The following is a 17,982-nucleotide window of genomic DNA, read 5'->3' as shown; positions in this document are numbered from 1 at the left end:
GGATATCCTCCGGATAACGGGAAAACTGCGTTAACGTTCCTCAGCATGACACAAATTTACATTTTACTCATTTGCACTCATAACTCATAACTCCCAACTCCAACTCCAACTCCGTTCCTCCGTTCCTCCGTTCCTCAGCACTCAGCACTCAGCATTCAGCATTCAGCACTCAGCACTCAGCACTCAGCACTCCTAACTCCTAACTCCTAATTCCTAACTCCTAACTTGATTTATTCGTACAACCAACCTTTAATTTCAGGCGCCCAGTTGACTAGTTCTTCTTCTTTAAACCATAGAGCGATTTCGTTTTTTGCGGTTTCAGGAGCATCGGAACCGTGGATGATGTTACGACCAGTATTTACACCAAAGTCACCCCTAATAGTACCTGGCTCAGAGTTGAGAGGGTTGGTGGCGCCAATAAGTTTGCGGGCAGAGGCAATAACACCATCACCTTCCCATACCATCGCGACAACTGGGCCAGAGGTAATAAAATCTATCAAGCTTGCAAAGAAAGGGCGTTCGCGGTGAACATCGTAATGCGCTTGAGCTAATTCGCGACTAACATTCATGAACTTCAGCGCAACAAGGGTAAAACCCTTTGTTTCAAAGCGGCGGATAATTTCGCCAACAAGCTTACGCTGTACGCCATCGGGTTTAATTGCTAAGAATGTGCGCTCCAAAGTTGTACTCCTCAAATATGGGTAATCGTGATTCAACTGACCAATAAAAGTTTATCGGGTAAAGGCGAAAGCGGAAAGGGGAAAAGGAAAAACATGCAACCCTTTACCAACAGGCGCCTCTTAATCTTTTGTTAATCTTCTTTATGGTGCGGGACATAGCGTGGAATTTTGCTAAATTGTAGTTTCGTGGGTGAATATAGAGGTTTAGTAAAAAATGGGTGTTGAGTCAACTGCTACGACTGATGAGGTGTTGAAACCTCCGTCCAACGGTAAAAAAGCTGCATTGAGTCATAATTCAAACAATAAGCAAAAACAGTTGCTTTTAACGAGTAGTACGCCAAATACCCCCCGTCGTCATTGGACTATTGAAGATAGCGAAGATTTATATCGCATTGACGGATGGGGACAGCCTTATTTTTCGATTAACGCTGCTGGTCATATTACGGTTTCCCCCAAAGGTGACAGAGGTGGTTCGCTAGATTTATATGATTTGGTTAATGCACTCAAGCAGCGTAATCTTGGTTTACCGTTACTGATTCGATTCTCTGATATTTTGGAAGACCGAATCGAGCGTCTTAATGCTTGTTTTGCTAAAGCAATTGCCCGCTATAATTATCCAGGTGTATACCGTGGTGTATTCCCAGTCAAATGCAACCAACAGCGACATCTCATTGAAGATTTAGTCAAGTTCGGCAAACCCCATCAGTTTGGTTTAGAAGCTGGCTCTAAACCAGAGTTAATGATTGCTTTAGCATTACTTGATACTCCAGGCGCCTTATTAGTGTGTAACGGTTATAAAGACCGCGAGTACGTTGAAACCGCAATGCTGGCAATCAAACTTGGGCAAACTCCAATTATTGTGCTTGAACAAGTTGAAGAAGTTGACCTAGTTATCGAAGCGAATCTTCAGTTGGGTATTAAACCAATTTTAGGTATACGCGCAAAACTTAGTACGCAAGGAATGGGACGTTGGGGAACTTCATCGGGCGACCGTGCTAAATTTGGTTTAAGCATCCCCGAAATTATCCAAGCTGTTGATAAACTACGTGCGGCAGATTTGTTAGATTCTTTACAGCTTTTACACTTTCATATTGGCTCACAAATCTCAGCCATCCATGTAATAAAAGATGCCATTCAAGAAGCTAGTCAAATTTACGTAGAACTAGCAGCACTCGGCGCCAACATGAAGTATCTCGATGTTGGTGGTGGTTTAGGTGTAGACTACGATGGCTCGCAAACGAACTTCTACGCCTCGAAAAACTACAACATGCAAAACTATGCCAATGATATTGTTGCAGAGTTAAAAGATACCTGTAGCGAGCGTGGTATAGGAGTACCAACATTAATTAGTGAAAGTGGACGTGCAATTGCGTCGCATCAGTCAGTGTTGATTTTTGATGTTCTTAGTACGTGCGAAGTCCCCCACGAACAACCCGAACCTCCAAAAGAAGGTGAGTCCCACATTATTAACTATCTTTGGGAAACTTACCAATCAATCAACAACGATAATTATCAAGAACTTTATCACGACGCTACCCAGTTTAAAGATGAAGCTATTAGCCGCTTTAAGTTGGGAATTTTTAGCCTCACTGAACGCGCCAAAGCCGAACGTTTGTTCTGGGCATGTTGCCATAAAATACTTTATTTGACTCGGCAGCATGAGTACGTTCCCGATGAATTGGAAGACCTCGAACAAATAATGGCTTCCATTTATTACGTCAATTTTTCGGTGTTTCAGTCGGCGCCAGATTGTTGGGCAATAGACCAATTATTTCCCATTATGCCCATACATCGTTTGGGAGAAGAACCAACGCGACGGGGGATATTGGCAGATTTAACTTGCGACAGCGATGGAAAAATCGACAACTTTATCGATTTACGCGATGTTAAACCTGTATTAGAGTTACATCCATTTAAACAAGGCGAGCCTTATTATCTTGGCATGTTCCTAAATGGCGCCTATCAAGAAATTATGGGTAACTTACACAACTTGTTTGGCGACACAAACACCGTTCACATTCAGCTAACACCAAAAGGCTATCAAATCGAACATGTTGTCAAAGGTGACACCATGAGCGAGGTCGTTAGCTACGTACAGTATGACTCTGAGGACATGGTGGAAAACATTCGCCAGCGCTGTGAAAAAGCACTAGAAGAAAAGCGTATTACTTTGGCTGAGTCACAAAGGTTGTTACAAACTTATGAACAAAGCTTGAGTAGATATACTTACCTGTCTTCGTAAGATTTTGATTTCCCCTAACAAGAACGCGAGTTCGGGGGGAAGAAGATTTAAAGCCCCCCTTATCAAGGGGGGTTGGGGGGGATCAAGTTGTTGCAATCAATTATAATTGCTAAACATAAGTATTTGATTACTATACATAACTTTACATTTTGTTGTTAATCTTAATATTGGAAATTGTGCTTTAATAATCATTTTTGGCATATTCTCGTAATTTATTGTGCAAATAGAACAATTAATAAAATGTTTCATTAGTTTAAGTTGAGTAAGTAGGACTTTAACTGTTATAAAGAATTATTCTTATTTACCTTATAGATAACTCTCTATCATCAAATCTTCATATACTGAATTTATTCCTAATTTTCATTACACAAGTGCGAGGTAGAAACATGGTTCATACCTACGAGGTGTTCGTTGATGTTAAAGAATTTACTGATTACAAAAGCAACGATGCGCGTTTTGGCAGTACGCGCTACGAAATTGATGCGGAATCGAGGTCAATAGTTGATGTAGTGGCATTCGATAAAGCTAGAAGTGAGTATCCAAAAGCTAGTGAGTATGACATTAGGATAACTAGGCTGCTTAAATAAAGTAGTAATATACTATACAAATAAATCTTTATAGGACGGATTCTACCGTCCTTAAATATTATCTTGTTCAATTTGCTCCCAAATCCATCATAAGTTTTGTTAACAAGTAAATGCGGGGTGCAATACGTTCTAAATCGATGTATTCATCAACACCATGCGCGCCACCTCCGACAGGACCAAGCGCATCAAGAGTTGCAGTACCGACCGCAGCAGCATAGTTACCATCTGTACCCCCACCACTACCTTCGACTCCAAGATTAAGTTGAATTTCTTTATAAATAGCTTGGGCTTTTTTAACTAGCGCATCGGTTTTCGAGTTAGGTGGAAAAGGTGGTCGTCCTCGTTCTGCAACAACTTTAATTTGAGTACAAGGCAGAAGTTTCTTTTGGGATATCTTTGTAAAGTCGCGCTCTAACCTATCGAATTCAACTGCTTCTAATACGCGCACATCTGCCTGAACTTTTGCTGAGTCTGGAATGATATTGGCGCGCTCACCTGCTTGAAACAAAGTAAAATTGACCGTTGTTTGTTTGCTTGGGTTGCTAAGATTCCTCATTTGTAAGCTTTGATGAGCTGCTTCGAGTAAAGCATTACATCCTTTTTCAGGTTCGGCGCCTGCATGGGCAGCTTTTCCTTTCACCTCAAATCCATAGTTACCAATTCCTTTTCGCCATGATGTAACTTTATCTTGTGGGGAACCAAATTCTAAAACTAGAGCATAATCATGCTGTTTCGCTATTTGCTTAATTAAATCTCGCGAACCTTTAGAACCTTTTTCTTCATCGGGGTTGATTAAAAAAGTAATTTTGCCAAAATTGTTAAAATTTACTTCTTTTAAGATTTTAAGTGCTTCAATACCAAGCAGAATTCCTCCCTTGTCGTCCATTACTCCTGCCCCATAAGCTTTTCCTGCTACAATTTTAAATGGACGTTTGGCTGCGGTTCCTTCTTTAAATACAGTATCGGAATGAGCAAGGAGTAATATATTTCTATTATTACTTTTACCATTTCCTTGGATTGTTGCAATAATGTTTCTTCCAACACCTGTAGTTGCTTTCGTTATTTCAATTTCGGCGCCTATTGATTTTAAGTGTTCAATTACAATATCTTCAACCTTTGTAATTCCGTCTGCATAACCTGTTCCAGAATCGATATTAACAAGAGGTTCAAGCTTTTTTAAGAACTCTAACTGAGCCTGTTGAGCTTTTTGATATAAGTTAACATTGCGCGTGGCAGTGGCAGAATTGAATGGCGAGAGTGTAATTGATATGATTATAATCGCTGCTGTAAGGATTATAAATAAATTCAACTTGGCGTTTGTATGTAATTTCATTTTATTTTCCCTACTAATAAATTATTTTTATAAGTAGCTTTGTACGATTTAATCCCCCTAACAAGAACGCAAGTTCGGGGGGAACAAGAAAGGAAACAAATCTTAGCCCCCAAAATCATCGTTCTTGTTGGGGGGATCAAAATTCTCTACAAAGCAGTATTGAATTTGAACGCACGTATTATGTCAGTTTCTGAAACTATAAACCAAGTAAAATGTCAGTTGATTAATGTTGTGCTTGTCAGTATAAAAACAATTGAAAAATATATATTCAGTAAAAATATAAGCATTGCGGATATAGAAATACCACAGGATATAGCTTTAATGCACAGGAAGAAACCGGGTTTCTACAAAAACCCGGTTTCTTTAAATTAACCTGGTTTTGTTTCTAATAATTCAGCGATAGCTTGATGTTCTACAGGAGTTTGAACTGGGGGGTCTTGACGTGCGTCGGTGATTAACCAGTCTAACTGTGCTTCTTGAACATCGATGGTGGCACCAGTTTTATCGACACAGTAGCGACCAAACACTAGTTTATCAACTAAGCGAACACCTGGTCCCAAGCGTGACCATTCAAAAATAACGCTATTATCAACGGTGGCACCACTGCAAATCCAGCAGTTGGGGCCAATCATTGCAGGGCCAATAATTTTGGCGCCGTCTTCAATTTTGGTCATACCACCAATGTAGACTGGGCCTGTAATATCTACTTTATCCCAGTTAATTGCGACGTTTAACCCAGTGTAAATACCAGGTGCCACTTCATGACCTGGAATTTGGACGTTTTTAATTTCTCCTAATAGTACACCGCGAATCGCGCGCCAGTAATCAGGTACTTTACCAATGTCAACCCATTCAAAGTCCATTGGTTTCGCGAAAAATGGGGCGCCGATTTCTACTAATTTAGGAAATAACTGTCCACCAATATCATATTCAACCCCAGATGGGATATAATTTAAAACTTCTGGTTCAAAGATATAAATACCTGTGTTGATGTTGGTGCTAAGTGCTTCAGAGACCGAAGGTTTTTCTTGGAAAGCTTTAATGCGACCGTCTTCTTCAGTTACAACCACACCATAACTAGAAACCTCTTCACGAGGAACTGTCTTAGTGATAATAGTCGCGATTGAACCCTTAGAACGGTGCCATTTAACAGCTTCGGTTAAATCTAAGTCAATTAAGGCATCACCGCATAATACAACAAATGTATCATCAAAAAACGGCGAGAAGTCTTGGATACGTTTCATTCCTCCGGCTGAACCAACCGCTTCTCCAATTAAATTACCATCAGCAATTTTACCTTCAAAAGAATAAGCGATTTGAACGCCAAACTTTTGACCGTCCCGGAAGTAACTTTCGATTTCCTCTGCTAAATGGCTAACGTTGACCATAATTTGGTCAAATCCGTGTTGCCGTAATAGTTCCAGCAAAAATTCCATTACAGGTTTTTGCAAAATGGGAATCATCGGTTTGGGAGTGGTGTAGGTAATAGGACGCACACGTGTACCTTTACCTGCTGCAAGAATCATCGCCTTCATAATGTGTTTTTCCCTCGTTATTCCTCAGCCACAAGCTTGTTTACTTTGATGTTCGTGAAACTTAATCATCTGTTTATTTCTACTCTAAGTCATCCTGAAAAGCACGGATAACGGTACTCAAGCGCTTTATCTAACCATAAGTGTAAATATGATGACGATTAATTAGGTCATCTATCCAATTTACCCAGATTTTGGTGATTCATGTATCAAAATTTTGGAATGCGACGTAGAGACGTTACATGTAACGTCTCTACACGGCGGCATCCAATGGTTTATTCGTACTAGCATCTGTGAGTAATCGAATTTTGATATCAGTGTAAAATTCTTCTTGATATAACTCCACCTTGGACTGGGCAGACAGTAGTAACAATGCCCAAAACACCCCGACTGTCTCGCTGTTCGGTGAATGATGACCTGATAAAGTTTTATTGGGCTGTGCGTGAAGCCAAAGCGCGACAAGTTGTTCTAAATCCATCCACTCCTTGTCTAACGATAGCTCACTTGCCGAATGATATAATAGCTGTTCAAGTTCAAGAGCGACTTCCGTCAAGTTTTCTTGGTGTGCTAAATCCAATGCTTGCCGCATTGTTCGCACGTTATTACCTGTGTTGCGAATGCTTCGAGGCGCCTTGACTTCTCTGTGTAGCTGAACTTTTTTAAGCTGTTCAGCCATTACATGTAGCTGTTCGATAAGTTCTGGAAGTGTAACGCGACGTTTCGATGGAGGCATTGCAGCAGAACGACGACGTAACGCACGCTCTAATGGTAATCGAGCAGTTCTTAAAAATACGTTTTCTTCGTCTGCAAATTCACCGTCTTCAGGTTCTGGTTCTTCTTCGACCGCTTGCAATTGCGTTAAAGTATTGGCTTTGAATAATACCAACATCGAAGCAGATAGAAATGCTTGTCCTGATGTAGACAAGTCGGTTTCATATCCTCGCGTTGCTACAGTAGCCATTAGTTCGAGAAAACGGTCTATTACATCAATCACCTTCACATCCCAAGGGTCTATGTCCCCGGACTCTGCTTGGTGAATGAGTTGTGTAATTGTCTCTAATAGCTCGGAGGCATCCATTAATTAGTACAAACTATATTTTCTCGTTTTATCTTAATATTGGCGCCGTAAACGCCTTCGTTAACTAACGGTACAAGTATTACATGCTTACAGCCAAAATCTTATAAGAAAAGTTTTTTTCAGGCAAGTATTTTATGATATATTGACATTTAAGTATTTGTTAAATTTTATACTTTTATTTTGTAAATACTGACTGAACTTTAAGCTTTGTCTAAATACTGGTTAAAATAAGCACATATACAAAAATTACTGATCTTGGAGTTTGCTAGCTTTGAAAGTGTCATATGTGCCCTTAATTGTACCAGCGATAGGGATAGCGACAATAGTTCCGAAAAGTCCAGCGATTTCAAAACCCATTAATATTGCCACAAAAATCCAGAGTGGATTTAAGCCAATAAAATTACCGATTAATCTCGGCGCCAAAAAGTTATCTTTAACTTGCTGCATAATAACCGAAGCAAGTCCGACTTGAAGTCCAAGACTCCAGTTTTGCAGCAGTACCAGCACTGTGACTAATCCAATTCCTAACGTAGCTCCAATTACAGGAACTAATTGAGAGATACCAATGACAATTGCAAACAACAAAGCAAAAGGCACCTTGAGTACAAGAAAAATGGGGATCAGACAAGCAGTGATAAACAAAGCTAGCAAAATTTGACTGAGAAAAAAATAGTGAAAATTGAGTTGTATCGATTTAGTCAGGGGTTCACGGATATTATCGGGTAAGAGACTAGATAAACCAAACCAAACAGTGTCACCATAGAGCAACATGTAAAAAGCCAGCACAATAACTAGTATAAAATCTAATATCCATAACACAATCGAAGAAGCAAAGCCTACTGCACCAGAAGCTACCTGCTGTACTATATTTTGAATATAAATTTGGATATTGGCATTAATCTGCTTGCTAACAACGGTAAAATCTAGAGGTAAACGCCGTTCCCTGGCTAATTTCTCTAAAAAAAGCAAGTTTGATTGGCTAGTAGTCAATAAGTTGGGTATTTTGTTCAATAATTGTGTAGCTTGGTCAATTATGACTGGTACTAGTGTCACTCCTAGTATCACAAAAACCATCAAAGTAACCAGCAAAACGAGAGTAACAGCTTGCGTGCGGCTCAAATACGCGCGTTCAAAAAAGTTGACAAGGTAATTGAGCAAAAAAGCCAGAATAGCAGCAACACTCAAAATAGTGATAGGGTGCTGGAAAAAATTGAACAGTTGTGACAGTATCCAAACATTGAGAGCGATAATAGGACCGCTCAGACCATAAAATAGTAAATTTTTAAATGTTGCTGAACGGTGCATAGTAATTTAGCTATGAAAAATTCTTTTAGGCAAACGCAAACCACAAAACCTATAATAAGTCAAGCCAAAAGGAGTGCAGTTGATGGATAAAAGCATAGCAGACCTACGCAAAGACTATACCTTACAAGGTCTCCAAGAAAATGACGTAGACACCAACCCATTTGTACAGTTTAAACGATGGTTCGACGAAGCGCGCTCTTCCCAACTTCCAGAACCCAACGCAATGACACTTGCGACCACCACACAAGAAGGTCAACCATCAGCACGAATAGTACTATTAAAAGACTTTGACGCACGAGGTTTTGTTTTTTATACAAACTATAACAGCCATAAAGGGCAAGAACTAGCAGAAAATCCCCAAGCAGCACTGGTGTTTTGGTGGGCAGAACTCGAACGTCAAGTACGAATATGCGGGCATGTAGAGAAAGTATCAGATACAGAATCAGATACGTATTATTACAGTCGTCCAAGATCGAGTCGTCTCGGTGCCTGGGCATCAGAGCAAAGCGAAGTTATAGAAAACCGCGAAGTATTAGAACAGCGTTTGAAAGAATTAGAAAGTAAATATTTAGACTCTTATGTTCCACGTCCCTCGCATTGGGGAGGTTTACGAGTTATTCCTTATGAAATTGAATTTTGGCAAGGGCGCCCAAGTCGTTTACATGACCGCTTACGTTACACTCTTAATGAAGAAGACGGTAGTTGGAAAATTGAACGCTTATCACCGTAACTTAATATGAGCGCGTAGTTTGTTCAAGAATTTAGAAGGCGCCAAAACAGGAGTAATTTTCTCATACTCCGGTGTAACTGACCAATCATATTGATACAACAGTTGGCTCAAAATAATTTTCATTTCCATTTGAGCAAACTGAAAACCCAAGCAACTGTGAGGTCCATGACCAAAACCAGCCAAAGCAAAAGGATATTTTTTATCTTCTTCTCGTGGAAAAGCAAAACGGTCAGGGTCGAAAGAGTCTGGGTTCGAGTATATAAACTCCATACGATGAGTTAGCATTGGCGATACAACAACAACCCAACCTGCCGGAATATGAAAACCCTTATATTCGATATCTTTAAGCACTCCGCGTGGAATACCGTAAAGCGGAGGGTATAAACGTTCTATTTCCTTCAGTACATTGGTCATTTGCGTAAGTTGCTTTAGGTGTTCAACTTTAAGTTCATTACCAGCAACCTGAGTTAATTCCTGACGCAGTTTGTTTATCCACTCTGGGTGAGAACCCAATTCAAACAGCACCCAAGATATTAAGTTCGCTGTTGTTTCATGTCCAGCTACGAGCAATAATAAAGTTTGCTCTATTATTTCTGAATCACTCAAACGTACACCATCTTCACCAACCGCGTTCATTAATAAAGCAAGAACATCCGAATATTCTTTTGAACCATTTCGGCGCGTGTTAATAGTTTGAAGTAAATATTCGTGTAATTTACGGCGTGCATTTTGAGAGCGACCATATAAAGTGAAAGGATTATCCCAACGTACTATAGCTAGTTTGCCCGCTACAAGTTGTGTAAACCAATTACATGTTTTTTCAACTTCCTCAATAGTTTGCGTGCCCAAAAATAAACGACTAGCAACAATTAAAGTCAGTTTACGAAAATCGGATGCCAAGGGAATAACACCGCGCGTACCCCAATCTTTAATATATTCTTGGACTGTTGAGTTGATAACATCAAAATAAGTAGTTACTGTTTTGGAGTGAAACGCTGGATACATCAACCTACGTGCAGCAGCATGTTCGGCGCCGTCTTGCATCAAAAGTCCATTACCAAATATTGGCTCTAAAAACCACCAACCTAAACGCGATGAAAGACAATCTGCTTGTTCTTTAAACACGAGAGAGTTAGCTTCCGGGCCAATTAAAAACGCATACTTTTTACCTAAAACACTTGTTTTAAACATATTACCGTAGCGCCGTAATTTTTTCCAGTAGAATAATTCTTCCCCTGCGAACAGTCCAAAAGCGTCTCCTAATAAAGGTAAGCCAAAGTTTCCAGGTAATGATGAGGCGCCTTTTAATTCTGTAATTTTTTGAATCGTCATTTTTGTGTCCTTTTAATGTAATAACTGATCTCCCTAGCTTACCGGAATGCACCATTTGCAATAAGCTCAAAGAAACCGGGCAACAATCACGAAAAATCAACGTTTTATACCAATATTTTTGGCAAGAAGCCCGGTTTCTGTTCTAGGTGCAAGATATAAGCTAGCCCCCGCGAGTTCGGGGGGATTCAATTCTATCGCTTGCAGTATTGAAATCAATTTAATCATTTTATCAGTGTTAATACTTATAAACATTGTCAAGACTTGTGATAAAAATTAAATTAATATTGTTATTTTATCTACTTATATATGTAAGTATATGATTTACAGTAGGTATAAAGTATTTATTGTAATTACGCCAAGTTACGAACTTAATACTGAGCCATAGTAATGAAAATGATAACCGCACTTAAATGAAGCGATACCTTTATCTTGTCTCATCTCAAAGATTATGTCAGCAACAGAAGAGCGATTCTAATTTTAGGGTAATTACCTCATCACCTCAAGCCGCGCGAACTTTAAAAGTATCTCACTACAGCTTAGAAGCTCTTGCTGAACATATTTTAAGAGATAATAGCTTGCGTATCGCTCCTTTACTACAATCTTCCCGCTTACTTAGCGTTGCTGTGAATAATGTTATAGAAACTACAGATATTGAAGCAACGAAGCGCGCTTTAGATAGTGGGCTAAAAGCTATTTTACGGGCTGGAATTGATACAGATGTGGTGGCGAAAGTAGGCAGTTTCCGGACTAAGCAAATAGCTGCTTTAGCTAAAAATTATACTAATTTACTTCGAGAACAGGGAATAGTTGATTCGGCATCCGTTTTCTGGCAAGCTAGTCAAGTTAAGATTAGGCGCCAAAGTTTGCTTGTATATGGTTATTTTAATCCTCGTGTTGACCAACTACATTTTTTAGACGCGATTTCAGGTGATGGTAGTGTGATGTTACTACCTTGTAATGAATCTAATATTTTTAGTGAGAATCAAAAAGCTGCTAGCTGGCTGCAAAAACAAGGTTGGGAAATACAGGAATGGAAAGAAGCACCTTTAACAGTTGGCGAACAGCTACAAGCGTGCTTTCTTCAAGGTACAAGTGAACATGCAGCAGTTACGGCTCATATTTACCCACACATAGAAGCAGAGGTGCGCGGTGTTTTAGCACGAGTTAAAAGTCTTCTTCATGAGGGAACACCAGCAAACGAAATTGTATTGGTTGCTAGAGATGATGCTTTTTATGGTTCTAAAGTACTAGATGTGGCACAGGAATATAACTTACCCGTGCGCGCGTTCTATGGAGTGCCTTTAAATGCAACTCGGTTAGGCGCCTGGGTACAGTTACTATTAGAAGTTATTCAAGAGAAATTTCCATTTGAGTCTACAGCAAAACTGTTGAGCCATCCTTTATGTACTGCTTTATCCACAAACGTATGGCAGGAAGCTAGAAAGCAGCATCCCTCAAAACTTTTAGAATGGCAAAATCTGGGTGTTAACCTTGCGCTTTTAGATTGGTGTTATGAAGATACCCGTGCCAATTGGGTAGAGAAGATACAAGATGTTCTTAATAAATATCAAATTCGCTCCTGCGCCGGACGTTGGGCAAAGGAAATTGTTGCTTATTATAAATTTCAGGATGCTTTAGTAGATTTAGCAAAACCAGAAGACGAGGTTATTAGCTTAGAAGAATTTGCGGCTGATATTATTGGTACTTTAGCTTTATTAACAGTTCCTGCTCAACCGGGTAGAGGAGGTGTGGAGTTACATACACCGCTTTCTTTATTCGGCGCCACATATAAATATGTTTTTGTTTTGGGTGCAGTTGAAGGTATTTTACCGGCGCCAATACAAGATGACCCAATGTTGGATTTTTATGAACGTAAACAACTACGTCAGCAAGGGTTAAAGTTAGAAGATGCAGCAACCAGCGCGCGACGAGAAGCTATTTCATTTTATGCTTTACTGCAAATTCCCACGGAGAGGATAATTTTTTCTTATCCGCAGATGCTAAAAGACGCTACAATACCAAGTCCTTATCTGACGCAGTTGGGAATAAACGCTCTTGAGGCGCCACCAAAACCCGTTGCGAGTTTTGAAGAAGCACGGCGAATTTATTTACGACAAAATAGTGTACTCTCAGATGATTCCGATGATGTTTTACCACATGCTTTTCACGCTTGGCAAGTAGAAAAACGTCGCTCTGGAGCAGAAGCTTATGATGAGTACGATGGAGTTATTGGTTTACCGTTAGACCCTGGAACACGAGTATTTAGTGCATCTCAACTTACAGATGCCGGTCAGTGTGCTTTTAAATGGTTTGCGAATAAAGTATTGAGATTACAGGAATTGGAAGAAGCTGAATTAGAACTGAGCGCATTACTTAGAGGTAATCTTTATCACCGTAGTTTAGAATTGGCTGTATTAGGTGTAACAGATTTAACCCAAATCACAACTAATTTAGAAGCAGCGTTTTTACAAGCAGAGCAAGATTGTCAACTACCTGTATTATCAGCTTGGGAAGCACGTAGAACTGAGCATCTTCAGATTTTGAATTATGCTTGTTCTCAGCCAGATTTTATAAAGCAAGAAGCACAAATATTACAACCAGAAACCAAGTTTACTGCCCAATGGTTTGGTTTAACAGTGACGGGAAGTATTGATAGAATCGACCGTACACCTCAAGGCTTAGTACTATTAGATTACAAAACCAGTTCCCAGGCGCCACCTGGTGTCAAAGATGAATTTGGCAAAGCGAATATAGATATTCAAATGTCTTTATATGCTCATGTTGCTAGTACAAATTTATTTCCTGGGGAAACTGTACAGGATGCTTACTATTACTCGCTAACTAAAGGGGAAAAGCTTTCTAAAAAACAGCCAAGTGAAGAAACTCTCCAAGCTATTGCTGAAAAAATTAAGAATTATTTGCAGAAAGGATATTACCCAGTCGAACCGGATATTAACCAAGATGCTTGTCGTTATTGTGCTTACGACTTAGTTTGTCGTAAAGGTGTACGTCAAAGTCGTAAAGGAGGCAACTCATGAGTTTAACTATACAACAGCAAAAAGCAGCTTCTGCGTCGGGTAGTGTGGCAGTGACAGCAGGAGCGGGAACTGGCAAAACTCATATGCTAGCTGAACGGTATCTTCATCATTTGCAAGTGCATGAACTTTCTCCATTAGAAATAGTGGCAGTTACCTTTACAGAAAAAGCAGCTTCCGAATTACGCGCGCGCATTCGTGCTACTGTCTCAAAGCAACTTCCACATCATCCAGATGTATTGGCAGAATTAGAAGCAGCGCAAATTAGCACTATTCACGCTTTAGCAATGCGAATTTGTCGCGAACATCCTGAAGCTGCGGGTGTACCTGCTGACTTTACTGTTATTGATAAGTATGAAGGAGTTTTGCGAGCTTCGGAATGGTTAGATGAAGCATTAAATACTTTGCCTATAAAGCTTTACGAGCAAATATCGCATTCGTCAATGTCTCAAGTCTTGCAAATACTGCTTCGTGACCCAATTAGTGCTGAAAAAGCATTCTTCCAAGATACTAGTAACTGGCAACAATTAGCACAAGAGTTACAACAAAACGCACTCGATGAGTCAGGAAAAGTAGGAATTTTAACCCACTTAGCCTTAGAACGTGATATTCGTGATATTAATATTTTGGCAAGTTTTGATACAACATTGCGAAGAGAGGATGTAGAAGAAGCTTTACGGTTAGCACAGCAATTTGATGAGGTAGCGGATTTTGCTGTGTTTCAAAAAGGGCAAGGAGAAAAGCAAGTAACATTAAATATTGGAGGTTTAACTCTGAATGGTATTGTTGATGTATTGGGAGAAGATTGGGTATTAGACTTTAAAACCGACCAAGAGATAAACCCAAAATATCACCGTTTTCAACTTTGGGCTTACGCAAAAGCAACAAATAGTAAAACTGCCCATATTGCCTATTTACGTCACAATTATTTACATACCTTTACCACTGCGGAATTAGAAAGTACAGCACAAGAAGCGGAAATTTTGGTACAGCAAATTTTAGACGGGCATTATACAGCGGCGCCATCTCATGCTAATTGTAGTTACTGTACTTATGCAGAAATTTGCGACGATAATTATAGAGAAACGGGTCATAAAGAATTAAGCTTAGTTGAGATAGAAACGCAACTGCAACAGGAAGATATAGCAATAAGTAAAGAAGTTGCTTCATCGGAGTCTCAGCAACAGACAATAACTCAACTTGCTAGTTACTTCTCTCAAGCAGCAGAACAGTACTATCGATTAATAATTATTCCACACCAAAATACTTCGCAAATCAACTTCCAGCAGATAGCCGAGACTACTAATAGTGGATATATCAATGTTAATCTTGAATTGAGTCGGCGCCTTTTAGAGTTGACGCAACGGCAACGCGCGCTAAAAGCCGAAGAATTATTAAAGCAAATAGTAGCTCATGATGATAATGAAGTAATTTTCTTGGAACATCTGGAAATTTTGTTTGATGTTTCCCTCAAGCTTAACCCTCTGGGGTGTCTTCAGAAACTAGCCCGCAATCGCATTATAGTCGCAGTATGGAACGGGAGCATTAAGAATAATCATCTAATTTATGCTGAACGCGAGCATCCAGAATATAGAATTTATCCCAAAGATGGCTTTTTAGTGGTTAATTTGGAGTAGCATATATCTTGCACTTACATTTTTGCATGTAATATTAATTGCCGAATCTGTAACTACGCTTATACCCGCTATGTTCTACATGCTTTTCAGAAAAAATCAACGCAAGGGATAAAAACCCCACAACCTGACATCGACTTGATTAAACAACATTATAAGGACGCACAAGAAAGGGAAAAACAAGCATGACACAAGAACCTTTTTTTGAAGAAAGTAGTGGTAATGTATTCGCGCTCTGAAGGGGTAACATCAAAGAGCGTTTGTGTGTAACGATATCAAGCGTTGAGCTTCATCAGCCTCACCATACCTCCATCAATAACCTGTATGTTTAACTCATAACCTTCCATCAACGACATTCCAACAAGTGGATCGGAGTCAGCTTCATCAATTGGAATTGTTAAAAGTTGTCCATCCCAAACTACCGTTGCTTCGTACATATCAAAAATACTTTCGCTACCATCAGCCAATAATGCCCGTCCGCGTCTTTTCCAATTTAGTCCTAACGCTGTGATAATATTTGGAGGTAAAGAAAGCCAACCATCAAAACCTGTATCTATAACTGCATCTTGCTCGTCAATCCTTCCATTAGAACCATGAATCTCAACGCGAATAATTGGCTCATAGTCCGCATTAACTTTTCCAATAATCATGTTGTTTTTCTTTTTTGACTGCGACTGGCGCCAAATCGGCGAACATACCGAGAACCAACTCGTACAATCCAAATCTGTGCATTTGGGTAACGTTTTTCAAGACGATTACAAGCTGAAATTTCATCATCATCTATTTCCCAGGCGCCTGTAGAAATATCTACAGCAACTATTTTACCTGCACTACCGGGTTGAAGCTGCGGATAAATATCGCGTTCGTAAATCTCATCACCCAGTCTTGCAAATTCTTCTTTACTAAATTGCGGTTGTCGAAGTGCCATAATTTTTCATTATCGTTTTTCTTATAATCTATAATTGTAGCATTTTAGTTGAGAATAGAATACTATTCTTATCTATTAGTGCGTAGAGATTATTTAATGGTTAAGCTAGAACAACCAGAAGCGGCTCTTGCGTACTTAACGTGCTAAATTAACATTATAATGCCAAGAAAGTAAAACTCGAATTTCAAAATTACGAAAATTTTTAAAGCCAAATCCATTTCGTTTTATTAGCTTCAATTTATTATTAATTCCTTCTACTACACCGTTAGTAGTTTTTCTTTCAAAGTATCCGGCTACTTCTCCAAACCACCGCTTAATTGCAAAGCTCGCCGGGGGAGTACTCCCCCGGCAGACTTTGCTGTCTTAACACTTTTCTGATAATAAGGTTCAGCTTTTTCTAACCAATCGAGTAGCCCTAATATTCCTGTTCCTGAATCTTCACTCGTATCAAATAAATCCTTAAATTCTTCTTTCAATGAATGCATTATTGCTATTAAAGGAGATGCTTCTCTAATTGTATCTAATTTTTCTTTTTGTTTATCTGTCAGATTATTTTCTGCTTTTAAAATTGTAAATTTATTCCCTTTTAAACTATCAAAAACTTTTTCTCTATCCTTAACGTTTAGCTCTAATGCTGTTTTCTTTTCTGCTATTCTAGCTTGGTTTAATTCTTCATGTATCATTTTGGTAACATGGAACCTATCGACCGTAACGACTGCGTTTGGGCAAATCTTATTGATTAAGCTTTTATAATTTCCGGTCACGGGTCTCTCCAAAAAAAATGGGGCAGCCTTCAGAACGAGATATCTCGTGATACCCAAAATTTTAATAACAAGGCTGCCCCATTTTTCCAGGTGGAATGCAACGTCATATCCATACTAACTTCTTCTATCCGTTCTAAAACTTGTTCTCCCCAACTTTTCATAACATTTTCTATTTCAAATTGTTTTCTTTCTTTTACTAACCCTATTAATCGTCCTGAATCTATATCTACAAGTACAACAATATATTTTCCTTGCCCTTTTACTAAACTTATTTCATCAATTCCTAACCTCCTCAAATTATTTAGATTTATTGGTAATACATTTTTAGCTATATCTTCAAGCATCGAATTAACTTCTTCATCGGTTAATCCATTATTTTCCGCCACGTTACTTACATTACTACTAATAAGTTGTTTAACAATATTTTCCGCGTATCGATGCGTATATGTCTTTCTCGCTCCTACAAAATCAAGCTTTTCATTAAACGTTTTTCGGCATGTTTTACATTTAAATCTTCGTCTATTTACATTTAATATTACTTCTTTATCTCCCATCGGTAAATCTTTTACTAAGTAATTTTGATTCTGGTGTAAATGTTGTGACGAGTTACCGCACTGCGGACATACTGCGCTTTTAGTCTTTTTACTTACTGATAAAATTAAGACATAACCCTCTTGTAGACTTGATTCTACCACTACATCAGGCAAATTTAATAGTTGAGTAAGGACTCTTTTCATAATTAATTTTACTTAAACGCTAAATAAACATTCTAACATTTTAGCACGTTAAGTACGCAAGAACC

General features: G+C 39.0%; 15 protein-coding genes and 2 pseudogenes. 7 read left to right on the top strand and 10 right to left on the bottom strand.

The features are described 5' to 3' along the window. Positions 1-230: 230 nt before the first annotated feature. Positions 231-680: a nucleoside-diphosphate kinase gene (gene ndk, locus DSM106972_RS37235; RefSeq protein ID WP_127085414.1), complete on the bottom strand. Its 450-nt coding sequence runs from the start codon at positions 678-680 to the stop codon at positions 231-233. A gap of 214 nt (positions 681-894) precedes the next feature. Between ndk and speA the strand changes: the two genes are divergently transcribed. Continuing rightward, positions 895-2,922 (top strand): biosynthetic arginine decarboxylase, encoded by a 2,028-nt coding sequence (gene speA, locus DSM106972_RS37230; RefSeq protein WP_127085413.1) that lies wholly within the window; start codon positions 895-897, stop codon positions 2,920-2,922. Positions 2,923-3,308: 386 nt separating this feature from the next. After that, the gene (locus DSM106972_RS37225) at positions 3,309-3,509 is read left to right on the top strand and encodes a hypothetical protein (RefSeq protein WP_127085412.1); all 201 of its coding nucleotides are present in this window, start codon (positions 3,309-3,311) and stop codon (positions 3,507-3,509) included. Between the two features lie 67 nt (positions 3,510-3,576). Here DSM106972_RS37225 and DSM106972_RS37220 read toward each other — a convergent pair whose 3' ends face one another. After that, entirely contained in the window at positions 3,577-4,842 is a 1,266-nt protein-coding gene (locus tag DSM106972_RS37220) for a glutamate carboxypeptidase (protein ID WP_127085411.1), read from the bottom strand. A 39-nt stretch (positions 4,843-4,881) separates the two neighbouring features. Between DSM106972_RS37220 and DSM106972_RS37215 the strand changes: the two genes are divergently transcribed. After that, positions 4,882-5,214, top strand: coding sequence for a hypothetical protein (locus DSM106972_RS37215; RefSeq protein WP_127085410.1), 333 nt, complete (start codon positions 4,882-4,884; stop codon positions 5,212-5,214). Here the strand turns inward: DSM106972_RS37215 and DSM106972_RS37210 are convergent. The 3 genes from DSM106972_RS37210 to DSM106972_RS37200 all read right to left on the bottom strand — a co-directional run bounded on the left by DSM106972_RS37210 (position 5,211) and on the right by DSM106972_RS37200 (position 8,757). Then, positions 5,211-6,377 carry a nucleotidyltransferase family protein gene (locus tag DSM106972_RS37210; protein ID WP_127085409.1) on the bottom strand — a complete coding sequence of 389 codons (1,167 nt, stop codon included), beginning with the start codon at positions 6,375-6,377 and terminating at the stop codon, positions 5,211-5,213. The genes DSM106972_RS37215 and DSM106972_RS37210 overlap by 4 nt on opposite strands. A 250-nt stretch (positions 6,378-6,627) precedes the next feature. After that, a complete protein-coding gene (locus tag DSM106972_RS37205; RefSeq protein ID WP_127085408.1) occupies positions 6,628-7,452 on the bottom strand; it encodes a segregation/condensation protein A in 825 nt (274 codons plus the stop codon). 246 nt (positions 7,453-7,698) lie between these two features. Further along, positions 7,699-8,757, bottom strand: coding sequence for an AI-2E family transporter (locus DSM106972_RS37200; RefSeq protein WP_127085407.1), 1,059 nt, complete (start codon positions 8,755-8,757; stop codon positions 7,699-7,701). 82 nt (positions 8,758-8,839) lie between these two features. Here DSM106972_RS37200 and pdxH point away from each other — a divergent pair, with 82 nt between their 5' ends. Then, positions 8,840-9,487 (top strand): pyridoxamine 5'-phosphate oxidase, encoded by a 648-nt coding sequence (pdxH, locus tag DSM106972_RS37195; protein WP_127085406.1) that lies wholly within the window; start codon positions 8,840-8,842, stop codon positions 9,485-9,487. On the opposite strand, the gene DSM106972_RS37190 is transcribed toward pdxH, so the two are convergent. Further along, the gene (locus DSM106972_RS37190; protein WP_127085405.1) at positions 9,479-10,819 is read right to left on the bottom strand and encodes a cytochrome P450; all 1,341 of its coding nucleotides are present in this window, start codon (positions 10,817-10,819) and stop codon (positions 9,479-9,481) included. The genes pdxH and DSM106972_RS37190 overlap by 9 nt on opposite strands. A gap of 410 nt (positions 10,820-11,229) precedes the next feature. Between DSM106972_RS37190 and DSM106972_RS37185 the strand changes: the two genes are divergently transcribed. From DSM106972_RS37185 to DSM106972_RS37175, 3 genes are read left to right on the top strand one after another with little or no spacing between them, the layout of a single operon-like run. After that, on the top strand, positions 11,230-13,857 hold the full coding sequence (locus DSM106972_RS37185) for a PD-(D/E)XK nuclease family protein (protein ID WP_127085404.1): 2,628 nt from the start codon (positions 11,230-11,232) through the stop codon (positions 13,855-13,857). Beyond that, positions 13,854-15,491 (top strand): BREX-3 system P-loop-containing protein BrxF, encoded by a 1,638-nt coding sequence (brxF, locus tag DSM106972_RS37180; RefSeq protein ID WP_127085403.1) that lies wholly within the window; start codon positions 13,854-13,856, stop codon positions 15,489-15,491. The genes DSM106972_RS37185 and brxF overlap by 4 nt, the downstream gene beginning before the upstream one ends. A 3-nt stretch (positions 15,492-15,494) precedes the next feature. Beyond that, the gene (locus tag DSM106972_RS37175; protein ID WP_325052256.1) at positions 15,495-15,677 is read left to right on the top strand and encodes a type II toxin-antitoxin system RelE/ParE family toxin; all 183 of its coding nucleotides are present in this window, start codon (positions 15,495-15,497) and stop codon (positions 15,675-15,677) included. Between the two features lie 86 nt (positions 15,678-15,763). On the opposite strand, the gene DSM106972_RS37170 is transcribed toward DSM106972_RS37175, so the two are convergent. The 4 genes and pseudogenes from DSM106972_RS37170 to DSM106972_RS55125 all read right to left on the bottom strand — a co-directional run. Continuing rightward, positions 15,764-16,138, bottom strand: a complete 375-nt coding sequence (locus DSM106972_RS37170; protein WP_127085402.1) for a clan AA aspartic protease — start codon at positions 16,136-16,138, stop codon at positions 15,764-15,766. Beyond that, entirely contained in the window at positions 16,135-16,416 is a 282-nt protein-coding gene (locus DSM106972_RS37165) for a hypothetical protein (protein WP_127085401.1), read from the bottom strand. Before DSM106972_RS37165 ends, DSM106972_RS37170 begins: the two co-directional genes overlap by 4 nt. Before the next feature lie 135 nt (positions 16,417-16,551). Then, positions 16,552-17,177 (bottom strand): annotated as a pseudogene (locus tag DSM106972_RS55130) (ISL3 family transposase); the annotation flags it as partial. Between the two features lie 107 nt (positions 17,178-17,284). After that, positions 17,285-17,917: pseudogene (locus DSM106972_RS55125) on the bottom strand (transposase family protein); the annotation flags it as partial. Between the last annotated feature and the right edge of the window lie 65 nt (positions 17,918-17,982).

This window comes from Dulcicalothrix desertica PCC 7102 (assembly GCF_003991905.1).
GTDB lineage: Bacteria > Cyanobacteriota > Cyanobacteriia > Cyanobacteriales > Nostocaceae > Dulcicalothrix > Dulcicalothrix desertica.
The sequence above is the reverse complement of the archived record's forward strand: the minus strand, read 5'-3'. Positions and strand labels throughout refer to the sequence as shown.